The organism is Kitasatospora purpeofusca, from assembly GCF_036010405.1.
Taxonomy (GTDB): Bacteria; Actinomycetota; Actinomycetes; order Streptomycetales; family Streptomycetaceae; genus Kitasatospora; species Kitasatospora purpeofusca.
This window is the reverse complement of record NZ_CP108561.1, coordinates 9,453,708-9,469,673: the sequence shown is the minus strand read 5'-3', so window position 1 is coordinate 9,469,673 and position 15,966 is coordinate 9,453,708. Positions and strand designations below refer to the sequence as shown.

The window sequence follows — 15,966 nt, the reverse complement described above, 5'->3', positions numbered from 1 at the left end:
CGCCTGCCGGGGAAAGGGTGGACCCGCGCGGCCCGGATCACGGGGCCGGCGTCAGGGGGCCGAGGGCCAGGAAGGAGGGTCAGTAGCGGGAAGTGACGGTCACCCCGTTGAAGCCCTCCTCCGCGAGGAGGCTGAAGTAGACGTAACCGGTCGGGGGGTTGGTGATGGTCAGGCTCTCGGTGTTGCCGGCCTTGGCCGAGCGGGTGACGTAGCTGTTCTTGGTCGCCCAGCTGCCCCAGTCGTAGTAGAGGTCGGCGTTGCCGGTGCCGCCGCTGGTGCTGACGGTGATGTTCTGCGTGCCGGCCGGCACGTAGAGGTAGAAGTGGGCGTAGTTCCCGGTGGTCGCGGAGACGTTGCTGCGCGCGCAGTTGCGGTCGAGGACGCGGGTGTCGGGGTTGGCACACTCGCTCGCGGCGGTGATCACCAGGCTGCGGCTGGTGGTGGCCTTGGCGCCCTTGTCGTCGACGACGGTCAGGGTGACGGTGTAGGTGCCGGGGCTCTGGTAGCTCTTGTAGGGGTTGGCGGCGGTGGAGCTCGTGCCGTCGCCGAAGCTCCAGGTCCGGCCGACGATCGAGCCGTCCGGGTCGGTGGACAGGTCGGTCAGGTTGACGCTGCGTCCGTTGACCGAGGCGGTGAAGGCCGCGGTGGGCGCCCGGTTGCCGGGCGGGGTGGTGTTGGCGCAGGCGCCGGCGGCGCAGGCGGTGAGCCAGGTGTCGAAGTCGGCGTCGTAGCGGGTGCCGATGGTGGTCTTGAGGACGGCGCGGGCGCCGTTCCAGTCACCGGTGCGGTACTTGGCGAGCACGGCGTCGACGTCGTTGCGGTGCTGCTCCAGCATGTAGCGCACGGCGAGGTAGCCCCAGCGGTAGGTGCGCTCCGTGTTGGTGTTCTCGTAGGTGGTGTCGAAGAGGGTGGAGAGCTTGTAGGTGTGCAGGCCCGCAGCGGTGATCGCCGCGTCGTAGTCGACCTTGCGGTAGGAGTAGGAGACGTACTCGGCGAAGCCCTCGATCCACCAGATGGTGGGGGTGGTCACGCCGGAGTCGAAGTCGCCGTACATGTCGAAGCGGCCGTCGAGGTAGTGGGTGTACTCGTGGTTGAGGTTCCACACCTCGAACGCGGGCTTGGCGAAGGGCGCCTCGTAGGCGAGGAAGCGCGGCTGGTTGCCGGCCACGTTGGGCTTGCCCTCCAGGTACATGCCGCCGTTGTCGGTGTTGATGCCGTAGATGGAGGCGGCGAACACCTGGTAGTCGAAGGGGCTGTCGAAGACGACGACCTCGATGGTGGTGTTGCGGTCGTCCGCGACCGCGCCGTTGTCCTTGGCCACCGTGTGGAAGTAGGCGTCCTGCGAGGTGAGGCTGCGGCAGGCGGCGTTCAGGTTGTCGGAGGTCGCCTGCTGGGCGATGATCCGGATGCTCGACGAGCAGGTGAAGTTCGTGGCCAGGAGACCGGAGCGCAGGCGCGCGGCCGCGTCGGTGGTGCCGTAGTAGGCGCTGTTCGCGGCGTCGTACTCGGTGGCCATCTCGGCGACGGCGGCCCACTGGTAGGCCGTCCGGCCGCTCGGGGAGCTCTGCTGGGCCAGGCCCTTGAGCAGCGGGCGAACCTTGGGCTGCAGCGCGGTGTACTGGACGAAGCGGCCGAGTTCGCGGGTCGCGTTGTAGGGCAGGTAGCCGAAGTCGGTGCCGTAGAGGGAGCCGTTGACGGCGGCGAAGTTGTAGAGGGTGTCGAGCAGCGAGGGGTCGGCGGCGACGGCGGTCGGGAAGCTCGCCAGCTGGTGGCCCCGGAACAGCACGCTGAAGACGTTGTTGACCGCTCCGGCCATGCCCTTGACGCCGTTGTGGATGGCGGGGTTGTAGTCGGTCAGGATCCGCTTGATCACCGGCAGGTAGCGGCTGTTCTCCTGCGCGCTGTCGATCAGGGTGACCGTCTCGCCGAGGATCGCGGCGTTGGCGGCGGTCAGGTCGCGCGAACGGGCGCTGTTGAAGAAGGAGTCCAGCGCGCCGCGGATCGAGTTCTGCAGGGCCGTGCCGTAGGTGCCGACGTCGGACGCGTGGTACCACTGCACGAAGTAGCCGGCCCGCAGGAAGAGCACCAACTGCGCGACCGAGGTGCTGTTGTCGCCCGGGTAGGCCGACGCCGAGGAGCGCAGCGCGTCGGCGACGCTCACCATCTGGGCCTCGCGGAACGCCCAGTAGGCGTCGTTGCCGGTGAGGTTGAACAGCTGGTTGACGCAGTCGCTGGTGGCGGCCTTGACCTGCTGGACCAGGGCGTCACCGGTGCGGGAGGTGAAGTCCGAGACGTTGCAGGCGGCTTCGGCGGCCGCGGTGGCCGAGGGCGCCGCGCTGCCGAGGGACTTCGCGGCGGTCCCGGCGGACGGGGCCCGGCCGGTGGTGCTGGTGTTCAGGCCGAGGGACTGGGCGGAAGCCACCGCGTCCAGCGGGGCGTTGAACGGTGCCCGGTTCCTGGCCGGGACGGGCGTGCCGCGTTCGGCCTCCCCGGTGTACGGGGAGGTTCCGGCGGCGGGCTGCGGTGCCAGGGTGCCGGTGCCGGCCGGGGCCGTGGGGGTGGCCGTCGGGGCGGCGTGGCTGCCGGGGGCGAACACGGCGAGCACGGTGCAGAGCGCCAGGACGAGGGTCAACAGCCTTGCCAGTTGCGGCAGGCCGGGTATGCGGGTGGGGCTCAAGTGGGGGCCTCCGAGCTGTACCCGGGCGTCGTGGGGTCACGACCGGGCATGGGTGGGGACCGTCGAAGGGCAGGCCGCGGGGATCGGCACACCATCGGTGCGGTGAAGTGTGGCATGTACAATTGCATACTTCACATTGCCGTGGAAGACGTAGAACGGAACCAAGTCCTCGACTTCCGGCGCACCGTGACACCGCGCCCGACCCACCGCACCGACCGCCGCAGCTCCGCGCGTGAAGGCATGTGTACGGCTTTCCCGAGCGCGACCGGCGGAACACGAAAAGTACTCGCCGCCCGTCCCAGCCCGTGGACACGTCCCCGCCCCGCCGCCCTGCCCGCGTCCCGCCGCCCCGGCGGGCCGACCGGAGGAATCGGAACCAGAATGGGGGGAGGCCGCTGATTCTCCTGGGAGCGGGAGGCACCCGTGAAGGATCTTGAGTTCACCCAGAAGCGCACCCTGTCGCGCGCCGAGGCCGCCGGTCAGCTGGAGGCCCTCGCGGCCGCGCTCAGACGCGGCGGCCAGGCCGAGCTGGAGCTTGGACCGGGACGGCTGACCCTGCGGATCCCCGACGAACTCTCCACCGAGATCGAGGTCGAACTGGAGGACGGCAAGATCGAGCTGGAGGTCGAACTGACCTGGCACACCGAACAGCCCGAACACTGACTCCCGCGGCGCCGGCCGGGGAGCCGCGCGTCAGCCGGCGGGTGAGGGGTGGGGACCGGCGAGGGTGCGGGCGAGGAGTTTGCCGAGTTCCCAGAGGACGAGGAGGGTGACGGCGGCGAGGAGGGCCCAGCCGAACTGGCGGGCGTCGAGGTCGGTGGTGCCGAGGATGCGGTGGAAGACGTCCATCTGGGTGACCAGGACGGCCAGGACGAGTTCGCCGAGTGCGGCCCGGTTCATCTGCTTGCTGTCGAAGGTGCTGACGCCGAGCGCCGAGCCGCGCTCGCTGCGGCATTCGAAGGCCGCCACGATCAGGCAGAGCGCGAAGGCGGTGAACGCCATCGAGTTGCCGATCGGCAGGCTGTCGTAGTGCCGCTCGCCGAGCTCGATCAGCCCGAGCAGCGCGGCGGTGACGGCGAGTCCGGCGAGGCCGACGGTGATCAGGACGGGCCCGGTCAGCACGGACTCGCCGCGCGGGCGCGGGGTGCGCCGCATCAGGCCGGGGCTCGCCCGGTCGAAGCCGAGCGCGAAGCCGAAGGGGGCGTTGACGACGAAGTGGATCCACAGCACCTGGGGCGGGGTGAACGGCTCGCCGGCCGCGATGTTCAGGACGGCGGCGCCGAGGAAGGTCAGCACGAAGGTCACCAGCAGCACCAGCACGAAGCGGATGTACTTGGTGAGGTTGTCGTAGAGCTTCCGGCCCTCCTCCACCGCGTAGACGATGGTGGCGAAGTTGTCGTCGGCGAGGACCATCCGACTGGCGTTCTTCGCCACCTCGGTGCCGCTGCCCATCGCGATGCCGATGTCGGCGGCCTTGATGGCCGGGGCGTCGTTCACCCCGTCGCCCGTCATCGCGACGACGTCGCCCTTCTGCTTGAGCGTGGCCGCGAGCAGCACCTTGTGCTCGGGGGCGACGCGGCCGACCACGCCGATGGCGTCGATCCGGTCCAGCCGCTCCTGCTCCGACCACGCAGCGAACTCGGCGCCGAGCACCGCCTCGCCGCCGATGCCGAGCTGGCGGGCGATGGCGGCGCCGGTCGTGACGTCGTCCCCCGTCACCATCCGCACCCGGATGTGGGCGGCCTGCGCGTCGGCGATCGCGGCCTTCGACTCCTCGCGCGGCGGGTCGACCATGCCCACCAGGCTGGTCATCCGCAGCTCGGTGACGTACCCGAGCAGGTCGCCGGACGGGTCGAAGTCCGCCGGGTCCAGGTCGCGGTAGGCGGCGGCCATCACCCGCAGGCCCTCGGCACCCAGCCGCTCGTTCTGCGCCCGGGCCCGGCCGGCGAGCTCCTCGTCCCACGGGATGCCCGCGCCGTCCGCGAGCGCGGTGGCGGCGCGCGCCGTCACCGCCGGGGCCGCGCCCTTGACGAAGCAGCGCACCACCGGACGGCCGTCGGCGTCCTTCGCCTCGTTGAAACTGGCCATCAGCTTGTAGCCGGGGTCGAAGGGCAGCACCGCCAGCCGGGGGAAACGCTCCCGGGTGGCCGCGATGTCCAGGCCCGCCTTGTGGCCGAGGACGAGCAGCGCGCCCTCGGTCGGGTCACCGACCACCGCCCCGTCGACCAGCTCGGCGTCGTTGGCGACCAGGTAGGGCAGTACGGCGTCCTCGATGCCCGGGGAGGATCCCGCCGCGTGGTGGATCCGCCCGTCCAGGCGGTAGCCGGTGCCGGAGACGGTGTAGCGGTCGGTGGGGCTGACCACCTCCACCACCGTCATCTGGTTCATCGTCAGGGTGCCGGTCTTGTCGGAGTTGACGGCCGAGGTGAAGCCGAGGGTCTCGACCGACGGCAGCTCCTTGACGATCGCGTTGCGCTCGGCCAGCTTGAGGCTGCCGACGGAGAGGATCACCTGGCTGACCGTCGGCAGCGCCTCCGGGATCGCCGCGATCGCCAGCGAGACCGCGCTGACGAACAGCGCGTCCCACGCCTGGTCGCGGCTGCGGCCGAGGGCGAACATCACCACCATGGTCAGGCCGGCGGCCGCCGCGATCCACAGCGTCAGGGTGTTGAGCTCACGGGTCAGCGGCGACTGCTCCTTCCTGGTCGCCGACAGCATCCGGGAGATCCGGCCCAGTTCCGTCCCGGCACCCGTCGCGATGACGACGAGCAGTCCGCTGCCGTGGGTGACCGGGGTGTTCATGAACGCCATGTTGGTCCGGTCCCCCGGGCCGAGCCCCTCGTCCGTCAGGGTGCCCGCGTCCTTGGCGGCCGGGACGCTCTCCCCCGTCAGCGCCGACTCGTCGATCTGCAGCGAACCGGCCACGACGATCCGCCCGTCGGCCGGGACCTCGTCCCCCGCCGTGACGAGCACGATGTCGCCGACCACCAGCTGTTCGGCCGGGATCTCGGCCTCGGCCCCGTCCCGGCGGACCCGCGCCGTCGCCTCCATCATCGACTTCAGCGCGTTCATCGCGCTCTCGGCCTTGCCCTCCTGGCGCAGGCCCACCAGGGCGTTGAGCAGGGTCAGGACGAGCAGCAGGATCGCCGTGGTCCACTCCCCGATGGCCATCGAGACCACCGCTGCGGCGACCAGGATGATCTGCATGTAGCTGCGGTACTGGTCGAGGAAGCGCAGCCAGTCCGGCTTCCGCTTCTCCTCGGGGAGGGTGTTCGGGCCATGGGCGGCCAGCAGCTCGGCCGCCCGGGCGCCGCTGAGCCCGACCGCCGGGTCGACTCCCAGCAGCGCGGCGACCTGCTCCGGCGTCCGGGTGTGCCAGGGCTCCGGGGACTCCGGGGATCCCGGGGATCCCGGGGATCCCGGGGACGACCCCGGCGGCTCCTGCGGTCCGGACCGGTCGGGCTGCTCCGCCATCTTCACTCCTCAACGATCGGGACGGTCCGGGGCCGGGGACGGGGCCGGGAGTCCGGGGGACGGGGCCGGGGACGGGGCCGGGGACGGGTCGGCCGGACGCGGGCGCGGGCGCGTCGGGTGCGCCGACGGTGCGCCGTTCGGTCCGGCGCTCCGGTCAGGGTGCCTCGGCCTCCAACCCGCGCCGGGCGGCGAGGAGTTCCTCGCGCGCCTGCCCGTCGAGCGAGGGGTACTGCGGGTCGATCCCGATCAACGTGTGCGCGAGCACCGCGGCCGCGCAGATGCGGGCGAACCACTTGCGGTCGGCCGGCACCACGTACCAGGGCGCCCACGGCGTACTGGTGGCCGACAGCATCTCGGAGAACGCCTCCTGGTAGTCGTCCCAGTGCTCGCGCTCGCGAACGTCGGCCGCGGAGAACTTCCAGTTCTTCTCCGGCCGGTCGATCCGCTTCAGGAAGCGCAGGCGCTGCTCCTCCTTGGAGAGGTTCAGGAAGACCTTCACCACCTTGATCCCGTTGTCGGTGAGGTAGCGCTCCCAGTCGTTGATCTCCCGGTAGCGGCGCTGCCAGACGTCCGGGCCCTTCGCCTCCTCGGGCAGCTTCTGCCGGTCGAGGTTCTCCGGATGCACCCGCACGACGAGGACCTCCTCGTAGTGCGAGCGGTTGAAGATGCCGATCTCGCCGCGCGACGGGAGCCGTTGCGCGTACCGCCAGAGGTAGTCGTGGTCGAGTTCCTCGGCAGAGGGCACCTTGAAACCGCTCACCCGGACGCCCTGCGGGTTCACCCCGCTCATGACGTGGCGGATCGTCCCGTCCTTGCCGCCGGCGTCGATCGCCTGGAGGCATAGCAGCACGCCGTAGGTGTCCTGGGCGGCCAGCCGCGCCTGGTAATCGGCCAGCAACGACACTCCGGTGCCCAGCAGTTCGACGCCGTCGCGCTTCTTCATGCCCGCCTTGTACCGGGGGTCGAAGTCCTCCGTGAGGTCCACCGTCGACCCCGGCTTCACCCGCAGTGGCTTGATGAACTTCGCGACGCGTTTGGCCGCCCGTCCGTCCGACATCGTCCGCACCGGTTCCTTTCGCAGCCCGCCGGTCGCTCCGTCCGCGCGGTCGGGTGGACCTGGACGGCCGGCGGGGCCGGACGGATCTGCGGAGGGAGCGCCATCTGCCACGCTGTGGCCGCCCGGTGGCCGCGTCAATCCGTCTTCGGCCGTCCGGGGGCGGAGCGGGGCGGCAGCATCGGGGGTCACCGGGGGTCCGCCGGGCCGCCCCGGTCGCCCGTCCGACGGCCGTGCGTGGCGGCGGCCGGTACCCGGGCCGACGATGGGGCTCCGGGCATTCCCCTGCGATTCGGAGGACATGATGGCGACCCTGACGGTCTGGCGTTTCCCCACCGCGACCGGGGCTGACGAAGCCCTCGACACCCTGCAGAAGCTCCAGCGGCAGGAGCTGATCAAGGTCCAGGACGGCGCCGTGGTCAGCTGGCCGGACGGTGCGCGGAAGCCCAGGACCCGCCATCTGGGCGACATGGTCGGGATGGGGGCCGTGGGTGGCGCCTTCTGGGGCTTCATCCTCGGGCTGATCTTCTTCGTCCCCCTGCTCGGCGCGGCGCTGGGCGCGGCCGGGGGTGCGCTCGGGGGCCACCTCGCGCATGTCGGTATCGACGACGACTTCGTGCGACAGGTGCGGGAGAAAGTCACCCCGGGCACCTCGGCGCTGTTCGTGCTCAGCTCGGACGCCGTGGTCGACCGGGTCAGGACGGAGTTCGACGGCCGGCAGGCGGAGCTCCTGGAGACGAACCTCTCGGCGGAGGAGGAGGCCCGGCTGCGGGAGGCGTTCACCGAGGGCGAGTGAGCACGGCCGAGGCGAACGGGGGCCGACCGGAGCGGCCGGCCCCCGGTGGACCGGCGTCAGTAGACCAGGATGTCCCAGTGGCTGCCCTCGTTGCAGTAGAGGTTGCCGGAGGCGGCCTTCCACTGCGGGTAGCCGTCGCCGCGCAGGCCGATGTAGGTGAAGCTGTTCTGGATGTAGCCGTCGATGCAGGAGCTGCGGGAGATGTCGACCTTGTAGCCGTTGTAGTGGCTGTAGGTACCGGAGGCGTGGCCCACCTCGGTCCCGCCGGTGATGTTGATCGCGCAGCCGCTGGACTGCTTGAGGGTGATGATCGTGCTCACCGTGCCCGAGTTGATCTGCTCGAACGAGGTGCAGGTGGAGTTGGAGCGGGTGGTGCAGCCGCCGCTGGAGCTCCAGGTGATGCCGGCGCTCCGGAACTGACCGGCCGCCGTCGCCTGCGACAGCTTGGTGCCGCTGGCGCCGGCCGTGGGCGCCGAGACGGCGAGGCCGGCCAGGGCCAGGGCGACGACGGTTGCTGCGGTTGCTGCGGTACGTGGCTTCATCGGCGCCATGGGCCTCATGAGCTTCATCGGCTTCTCCAGGTGAGGGTGTGGTGGACCTCGGACTCGCCCGCGAATGCCGCACCAGGATGACCCACCGTCGGTCTATGCGAGTAGATGCCGGTTTGTGAATTTCGCGTGACGACCGGCCGTACGCAGTACCGCCCGGTGCGGGCCCCGGCCAGGGGCAGGGTCGGCGACGCGGATAATGGCCTGGTCGCGGGCCCGCCGGGTCGGCGGCGGCCGCGGAACGACGGCGGAACCACGACGGATCGACGGAGAGGCAGCGGACGGATGACCCTGGAGGAAGGCCGGCGGGTCCGGTTGGCGGAGGACCTCGGGATCGGCGAGGCCTTCGCCGGGGAGCCCGGGGCCGCGGTCGGGTTCCTCGCGCTGGGCGCCGGCATCGAGGGCACCGTCGAGCGGGTGGACGGGGAGCTCCCGGAGAGCCACGAGGTCCGTGAGTACCAGCGGCTCAAGGCACTGTTCGAGGACTACGGGCACACCATGCCGGCGGGCAGCCGGGAGCGGCTGGAGGCGGAGATCGCCGAGTTGGAGCCGGAGTGGGCCGCCCACCGCGAGCGGGGCGACCGGGTGACGGTCCGGGTCCGCTGGGACAACGGCCTCGTCCTCGACGGGGCGCACCAGGACCTGCTCACCCTGCTGTGAGGCGGCCCGTCGGACTCAGGTCCGGTCGCTCGGACCGTCGCCCGCGAGGGTCGCGCGCAGGTGCTTCTTGTCCGGCTTGCCCGCGGAGGTGAGCGGGATCTCGGGCACCAGGTGCAGCGCCTCCGGCGCGTAGATCCGGCCCTTGCGGGTGGTGACGAAGGCGCGGACGTCCGCCAGGTCCGGGTGCTGCCCGGGCGCGGGGACCACCACGGCGTGGACGTGCTCGGTCTGCTGCGCGTCGCGCACGCCGAGGACGGCGCACTGGGCCACGGCCGGGTGGGTGAGCAGCAGTTCCTCCACTTCGGACGGGTAGACGTGGCCGCCGACCACGATGATCCGGTCCGTGCGCCGGTCGGCCAGGTAGAGGTAGCCGTCCTGGTCGAGGTGGCCGATGTCGCCGGTGCTCAGCCAGCCGTCGCGCAGCACCTCGGCGGTGAGCTCGGGGCGCTTCCAGTACCCCGCCATGAGGGAGTGCGAGCGGACGTGGATCTCGCCCTGCTCCCCGGCCGGCAGCCCGGCGCCGTCGGCGGAGCGGACCGCGACCTCGACGCCCGGGAGGGGGCGGCCGACGGAGAGCTGTCCGCCGGGCCCGGTCCGGCCGTGCTCCTGCGGGGCGAGGACGGCGATGTTCTGCGCCTCCGACATCCCGTAGCCGCCGGTCAGGATGGGCCCGAACACCTCGATGGCCTCGCGGACGCGGGTCGGGGAGGCGACGCAGCCGCCGTAACTGACGCGGTGCAGACTGGAGAGGTCGGTGCCGGTGATCGACGGGTGGTCCAGCAGCCGGTGGAGCAGCGGCGGCAGGACCCACAGGTCGGTGATGCGCTCGCGTTCGACGGCGGCCAGCACCTCGCCGGGGTCGAAGGATCCCTGGAGGAACACCTCTCCGCCGTGATGGAGCGTCAGATCGCTGAGTACTCCGGCGAGATGGGCGATGGAAGTGGCGGCGAGGAAGCGCGGCGCCTTCCCGTCCGGGCCGAAGGGGACGTCGAACGCCCGGCGGTAGGGGCCGTGCAGGCTGAGGATGCCCTTGGGGATGCCGGTGGTGCCGCCGGTGTGGCGGATGCCCAGGTGGTCCTGCGGGCCGATCCGCACCGCCGGGGGCTCGGCCGGCCGGTGGGCGGAGGCCGCGATCGCGTCCTCGCCGACCCCGGCCGGGCCGGGGCCCAGGGCGAGCACCGTCGGCACGTCGACCAGGGCGGTCAACTCCACTGCCTCCGCGTACCGTTCGGCGTCCACGAGGAGGACGGCGGTGTCGACGCTGGTGACGATCCCGGCGAGGACGGCGGTGCTCATCCCGTCGTAGAGGTTGACCACCCGGGCGCCCGCGACGCCCACGGCGTAGCGGGCGGCGAGCGCCTCGGGGGTGTTGCCGGTGAGGAGGGCCACCGTGTCGCCGCGGCCGACGCCTCGGGCGAGGAGCTCGTGGGCGAGACGGTAGGCGGTGGCGGCGAACACTCCGGCGGTGAGGGTGGCGCCGTCGGCGGTGGTGACGGCCGGCCGGTCGGGGTCCCCGGCGAGGGACCTCAGGACGAGGGCGGGTGCGCTGATGAACTCCGCTTCACTCATGGCCACTTCTTCCTGGTAGACGGCAACCACGGGCCCAGGCTAACCGGGCGTCGGGCGGCGCGCCGAACCGACGCCCGGTCGGCTCCCGGAGGCGCGCCGCACCGTAAGGTCCTCTCCGAGAAGACGTGGCCGGACCGGTCGCCCGGACGGGCACCGGAAGGCGTCGGGCCGCGGAACACCAAGAGACGAAGGGCCGGGTCGCCACATGCGACAGCGCACGCTGCGGGATCTCCAGGTTTCGGCCATCGGCCTCGGCTGCATGGGGATGTCCGCCTTCTACGGCACGGCCGACCAGGACGAGGGCGTCGCGACCGTCCGGCGCGCCCTGGACCTCGGCATCACCTTCCTCGACACGGCGCAGGTCTACGGACCGCTCACCAACGAGTCCCTGGTCGGCGAGGCCGTCCGGGGCCACCGTGACGAGTACGTGATCGCCACGAAGTTCAACTACCGCATGGACAAGGCCGTTCCGGGCGACATGTCGACCGTGGGACGCCAGGACGGCTCGGCCGAGCACGTCCGCAGCTCCGTCCACGGTTCGCTGGCGCGGCTCGGGACCGACCGCATCGACCTGTACTACCAGCACCGGGTCGACCCGACGGTGCCCATCGAGGAGACCGTCGGGGCGCTCGGCGAACTGGTCGCCGAGGGCAAGGTGCGGTACATCGGGCTGAGCGAGGCGAGCGGCGAGACCGTCCGGCGCGCCCACGCCGTCCACCCGGTCACCGCCGTCCAGAGCGAGTACTCGCTCTGGACCCGGGACGTGGAGGCCGAGGTGCTGCCCGCCTGCCGGGAGCTCGGAATCGGCTTCGTGCCCTACTCCCCGCTCGGCCGGGGCTTCCTCGCGGGCCGCTTCAGCTCCCCCGAGGAGCTCGACCAGGACGACTTCCGCCGCACCAACCCGCGCTTCGCCGAGGGCAATCTGGCCGCCAACCTCCGGCTCGCCGCGAAGGTGAAGGAGATCGCCGCGGAGAAGGACGTCACCCCGGCCCAGCTGGCGATCGCCTGGGTCCTGGCCCAGGGCGAGGACCTGGTGCCGATCCCGGGCACCAAGCGCCGCACCTACCTGGAGCAGAACGCGGGCGCGGTCGACGTCGAGCTGACCGCCGAGGACCTCGCGCGCATCGACGCCGAGCTGCCCGAGGTCGAGGGCGAGCGCTACGACGAGGACGGGATGCGCGCGGTGAACCGCTGACCGGTCGGCGGCGGAGGGCGCGGAAGGCATGACGGTGCTCATGGAAGGCCCCCTGGGTTCGAGGTGTGCGGGCGGTCTCCCGCTTGCCCGCACCTCGAAGGCAGGACCTCCGGTCATGAACAAGAAGTGCATGCCGTGCCACTTGTAGAGTGACTCCCATGCAACTGGATCTGAACCTCCTCACCGCCCTGGACGCCCTGTTGGAGGAGGGGAGCGTCGCCGGCGCCGCAGCCCGCCTGCACGTCACCGCACCGGCGATGAGCCGCTCCCTGGGCCGGATCCGCAAGGCCACCGGCGACCAGATCCTGGTCCGCACCGGCCGCAGCATGGTGCCCACCACCCGCGCACTCGCCATGCGCGCCCAGGTCCACACCCTCGTGCAGCAGGCCCAGCAGCTGCTGTCGGCCCAGCGGGAACTCGAACTTCCTTCACTGGAAAGGGTGTTCACCGTGCGCTGGCACGACACCCTGACCGCCGCCTGCGGCAGCGCCCTGATCACGGCCGTCCGCGACCAGGCACCCGGCGTGCGACTGCGCCTGTCCGCCGAACCCGGCACGGACGACGCCGAACTGCGCCGGGGCGAGGTCGACCTCGAATCCGCGCCCGTGGCTCCGACCCTCCCCGACATCCGCCACCACCTGGTCGGCACGGACCGGCTGAGCGTCGCCGTCCGCCCGGGCCACCCCCTCACCGAAGGACCGCTGACCGTCGAGCGCTATGCCGCCGCCGAACACCTCACGGTCTCGCGGCGCGGGAGCCTGCGCGCCCCGATCGACGACGCCCTGGCCCAGCACGGCCTCGAACGGCGCGTGGCCGCCGCCGGGCCGACCACCGCCTTCGCCCTGCAACTCGCCCTCGACAGCGACCTGGTGGTCACCCTCCCCGACGCGGTCACCCGCACGGCCCGGGAGCGCCTCGGCCTGGTCACCCTGCCGCTGCCGCTCCCGCTGCCCGAAGTCCCGCTGTACCTCCTGTGGCACCAGCGCTACGACGAGGACCGCGCGCACCTCTGGCTGCGCGACCTGGCCACCGCGACCGTCCGGGCACTGTTCGACGCGCCGACCGCCTCCTGACGGCCTGCGCGGCGCCCTGCCCGGTGGCCCTCGGCGACGGCCCCGGTCGGGCCGTCGCCGAGGCAGGCCGTGTCCTCATCCGGGTCGGCCGGCCGCCAGCAGCGGGCATCCGGTGCCGACGCGTGCGGCGAGTTCTGCGCGCAGGGCGGCGAGTTCGGCCATGCGCGCGTCGACGACATGGATCTTCTCCTGGAACAGGGCGGTCAGCGCTTCCGCGGTGTCCGGTGCGCCGCGCAGCTGCTCGCCGTTCCGCGCGATCTCCGCCAGGGTGAATCCGAGTGCCTGTGCGGTGCGGACGTAGTCCAGCCAGGCCACCGCCTCGGGCGGGAAGTCGCGATAGCCGTTGGCCAGGCGCCGGCTCTCGACGAGGCCGACCTTCTCGTAGAACCGGATGGTGTCCCTGGACAGCCCGGTCCGCGCGGCCAACTCCCCGATGCGCATACCCGCTCCCCCCTTCGGACGGTGGACTTGACCTTGGACCGTACTCCACTGTTTAGCGTGGGGCTCCACCGACCCCGAACAACCGGAGCCCCGCCATGAACCGCCGCCTCTTCACCGCCGCAAGTCCCGCCTATCTCCGTGTCGTTCGCGCGAGCGCCTGGTACGACCTCGCCGTCACCTCGGGATTCGCGACGCCGTGGACCTACACGCTGGTGCACGACGCGCTCTCCTCACTGGGCGACAGCCTCGGGTGGGGCCTCCTGCCCGCACTCGACCCGTGGCAGACCCTGTACGCGAACCTGATGGGATCGGTCGTGATCGTCTGGGCCGCCCTGCGCATCGTCCGGCCGCTGCGGCTGCACGGACTGCTCGACGGCATCGCGCGCGTCCTGTTCTCCTCCTGGATGGCGTACGCGCTGGCCCACGGCGCCCTGCGGATCCTGTGGCCGTTCCTCGCCGTCGAGGCGGTGTGGGGCGTCGTCCAGCTCGCGCTGTGGCGACCCGACGAGCACACCGACCCGGCGGGTCACCGGTCGGCGGCGGTCAGCGGGGATCGTGGCCTGCCCGCCCGCTCAGTGCGGCGCCGAGCAGCAGAGCCGCGATGACGGCCGCGAGCGGCACGGTCCAGGAGCCGGTGGCGGCATGGAGGCCGGCGGCGAGCGCGGGGCCGGTGGCGGCGAGGAGGTAGCCGCAGGTCTGGGCCATGGTCGACAGGGCGGCGACGTGGTCGTGGTCGGTGCCCCGGCGGGCGTAGAGCACACCCGGGAGGGCCTGACCGGCGCCCAGGCCGACGCCGAGGACGGCCGCCCACAGTGCCGGGAGCCCGCTCGGCGCGAGCATCAGCCCGGTGAATCCGGCGGCGCAGACCAGGACGGTGCCCAGGATGTGCGGGCGCTGGTCCTCGCGGGGTGCGGCGAGGACGGGGGCGAGGAAGCCGCCCGCGGCCACGCCGAGGATGAGGACGGCCTGGCAGGTCCCGGCGGCCGTCCGGCCGGTGCCGGAGGCGATGAGGACGGAGGGCAGCCAGGCGAGCGCCGTGTAGAACGCGAGGGTCTGGATGCCGAAGAAGGCCGTCAGGCTCCACGCCAGCCCGGTGCGGGCCACGTGCGGACGCGGTGCGGTCGCGGCGGCTGCCGGGGGCGCGGTCCGGGGCCGGTGGACGCGGGCCTGCGGCGCGATCCCCGCCGCCGCGAGCACGGCCGGCACCACGGCGATGCCCACCGCGAGCTGCCAGGAGCCGCCGGACGCCTGGGCGACGGGCGCGACCAGGGCCGCGACGATCGCCGAGCCGACGCCCATGGACAGCGCGTAGACGCCCATCATGGTGCCGACGTGCCGATGGGAGAAGCGGGTCCGGACGAAGACCGGTACGAGCACGTTGACGACGGCGGTGGCGAGGCTGACGACGACGGTGCCGGCGTACAGGCCCGGCATCCCGAACATGCGCAGGACCGCGCCGACGACCAGGACGACACTGGCCCACAGCAGGCCGCGCTCCTCACCGAGCCGGCGCCGCACCAGCGGGGCGAGCGGCGCGAACAGGCCCATGCACAGCGGCGGGAGCAGGCCCAGGACGGTCACCGCGGCGGAGCCGAAGTGGGCGACCGGGGCCAGCGGCCCGATCTGCCCGAAGGCGACCCGGGTGTTCAGGCTCAGCAGCACGAAGCCGACGACGAGCAGCATGCCCGCCGCGGGGGCGGGCGGCGCGGCTGTTCCGGCGGTTGCTCCAGCGGTGACTGTTCCGGTGGTTGCTCCGGCGGTTGTTCCGGTGGTTGCTCCGGCGGTTGTTCCGGCGGTTGTTCCGGCGGTTGTTCCGGCGGTTGTTCCGGCGGTTGTTCCGGCGGTTGTTCCGGCGGTTGTTCCGGCGGCGGACGATGAGACCGGCACGGGACTGCCCTGCCCTTCGACGTGGACGTTAGGATGCCCTTACCTTTCACGCTCAAGCGCGCTTGAGTGCAAGTGCCCGAACCCCGCGCCCGGAGGGACGATGGATCAGCGGCTGTTCTCGATCGGTGCGGTGGCCAAGGCGTTCGGCCTGTCCGTGCCCGCCCTGCGCTACTACGAGGAACGCGGCCTGGTCCGCCCCGCCGCCCGACGCGGCCGGGTGCGCTACTACGACCACGCCGGCCTGCAGCAGCTCGCGTACGCCCAGTTGTGGCACGACGACGGCCTGATGCCGATCGCCGACACCGCCGCCGTGCTGGAGTGCGAGCGCGTCGAGGACCGGCACGCCCTGATCACCGAGCAGCGGGACGGGATGCTCGCACGCATCCGCAGGCTCACCCGGGCCGCCGCCGTACTGGAGCACATGCTCGACTGCCGCACCGACCGCCCACTGGACTGCCCGATGACTGGCGCCTACATCCGCGCCCGGGTCGACGCCGCCCTCACCGGCATCGAGTTCACCGACGACTTCCTGCCCGGGCACCCCGACGAGCAGCGGCCGGGCCCGACGTAGCCCGTCGGGACACTCGGCCGG

At 72.1% G+C, this 15,966-nt stretch carries 14 protein-coding genes; 7 read left to right on the top strand and 7 right to left on the bottom strand.

The genetic code is table 11. From position 1 onward, the window contains the following. Window positions 1-79: 79 nt before the first annotated feature. On the bottom strand, window positions 80-2,677 hold the full coding sequence (locus OG715_RS40920; protein ID WP_266272112.1) for a collagenase: 2,598 nt from the start codon (window positions 2,675-2,677) through the stop codon (window positions 80-82). Between the two features lie 423 nt (window positions 2,678-3,100). On the opposite strand from OG715_RS40920, the gene OG715_RS40915 reads away from it, so the two are divergent. After that, entirely contained in the window at window positions 3,101-3,340 is a 240-nt protein-coding gene (locus tag OG715_RS40915) for an amphi-Trp domain-containing protein (protein WP_266272113.1), read from the top strand. 30 nt (window positions 3,341-3,370) lie between these two features. Here the strand turns inward: OG715_RS40915 and OG715_RS40910 are convergent, their stop codons facing one another. Beyond that, the gene (locus OG715_RS40910; protein WP_266272114.1) at window positions 3,371-6,151 is read right to left on the bottom strand and encodes a cation-translocating P-type ATPase; all 2,781 of its coding nucleotides are present in this window, start codon (window positions 6,149-6,151) and stop codon (window positions 3,371-3,373) included. A 154-nt stretch (window positions 6,152-6,305) separates the two neighbouring features. Further along, entirely contained in the window at window positions 6,306-7,208 is a 903-nt protein-coding gene (locus tag OG715_RS40905) for a polyphosphate kinase 2 family protein (RefSeq protein WP_323182186.1), read from the bottom strand. 301 nt (window positions 7,209-7,509) lie between these two features. On the opposite strand from OG715_RS40905, the gene OG715_RS40900 reads away from it, so the two are divergent. Then, complete coding sequence (locus OG715_RS40900) at window positions 7,510-8,001, top strand: DUF1269 domain-containing protein (protein ID WP_266272115.1); 492 nt, start codon at window positions 7,510-7,512, stop codon at window positions 7,999-8,001. A 56-nt stretch (window positions 8,002-8,057) separates the two neighbouring features. Here OG715_RS40900 and OG715_RS40895 read toward each other — a convergent pair whose 3' ends face one another. Then, complete coding sequence (locus tag OG715_RS40895) at window positions 8,058-8,543, bottom strand: hypothetical protein (RefSeq protein WP_030397191.1); 486 nt, start codon at window positions 8,541-8,543, stop codon at window positions 8,058-8,060. A 291-nt stretch (window positions 8,544-8,834) separates the two neighbouring features. On the opposite strand from OG715_RS40895, the gene OG715_RS40890 reads away from it, so the two are divergent. After that, window positions 8,835-9,209, top strand: a complete 375-nt coding sequence (locus OG715_RS40890) for a hypothetical protein (RefSeq protein WP_266272116.1) — start codon at window positions 8,835-8,837, stop codon at window positions 9,207-9,209. Window positions 9,210-9,224: 15 nt separating this feature from the next. Here the strand turns inward: OG715_RS40890 and OG715_RS40885 are convergent, their stop codons facing one another. Next, window positions 9,225-10,778, bottom strand: coding sequence for an AMP-binding protein (locus OG715_RS40885; protein ID WP_266272117.1), 1,554 nt, complete (start codon window positions 10,776-10,778; stop codon window positions 9,225-9,227). A 205-nt stretch (window positions 10,779-10,983) separates the two neighbouring features. Here OG715_RS40885 and OG715_RS40880 point away from each other — a divergent pair, with 205 nt between their 5' ends. Both OG715_RS40880 and OG715_RS40875 read left to right on the top strand, forming a co-directional pair. Continuing rightward, window positions 10,984-11,973, top strand: a complete 990-nt coding sequence (locus tag OG715_RS40880; protein WP_266272118.1) for an aldo/keto reductase — start codon at window positions 10,984-10,986, stop codon at window positions 11,971-11,973. 158 nt (window positions 11,974-12,131) lie between these two features. Next, entirely contained in the window at window positions 12,132-13,046 is a 915-nt protein-coding gene (locus OG715_RS40875; RefSeq protein ID WP_266272119.1) for a LysR family transcriptional regulator, read from the top strand. A 75-nt stretch (window positions 13,047-13,121) separates the two neighbouring features. On the opposite strand, the gene OG715_RS40870 is transcribed toward OG715_RS40875, so the two are convergent. Continuing rightward, window positions 13,122-13,487: a MerR family transcriptional regulator gene (locus tag OG715_RS40870; protein ID WP_266272120.1), complete on the bottom strand. Its 366-nt coding sequence runs from the start codon at window positions 13,485-13,487 to the stop codon at window positions 13,122-13,124. Between the two features lie 95 nt (window positions 13,488-13,582). On the opposite strand from OG715_RS40870, the gene OG715_RS40865 reads away from it, so the two are divergent. Beyond that, window positions 13,583-14,092 carry a hypothetical protein gene (locus OG715_RS40865; RefSeq protein ID WP_266272121.1) on the top strand — a complete coding sequence of 170 codons (510 nt, stop codon included), beginning with the start codon at window positions 13,583-13,585 and terminating at the stop codon, window positions 14,090-14,092. Here OG715_RS40865 and OG715_RS40860 read toward each other — a convergent pair. Next, a complete protein-coding gene (locus OG715_RS40860; RefSeq protein ID WP_266272122.1) occupies window positions 14,031-15,170 on the bottom strand; it encodes an MFS transporter in 1,140 nt (379 codons plus the stop codon). The genes OG715_RS40865 and OG715_RS40860 overlap by 62 nt on opposite strands. A gap of 304 nt (window positions 15,171-15,474) precedes the next feature. Here OG715_RS40860 and OG715_RS40855 point away from each other — a divergent pair, with 304 nt between their 5' ends. Next, window positions 15,475-15,945 (top strand): MerR family transcriptional regulator, encoded by a 471-nt coding sequence (locus OG715_RS40855; protein WP_266272123.1) that lies wholly within the window; start codon window positions 15,475-15,477, stop codon window positions 15,943-15,945. Window positions 15,946-15,966 lie beyond the last annotated feature (21 nt).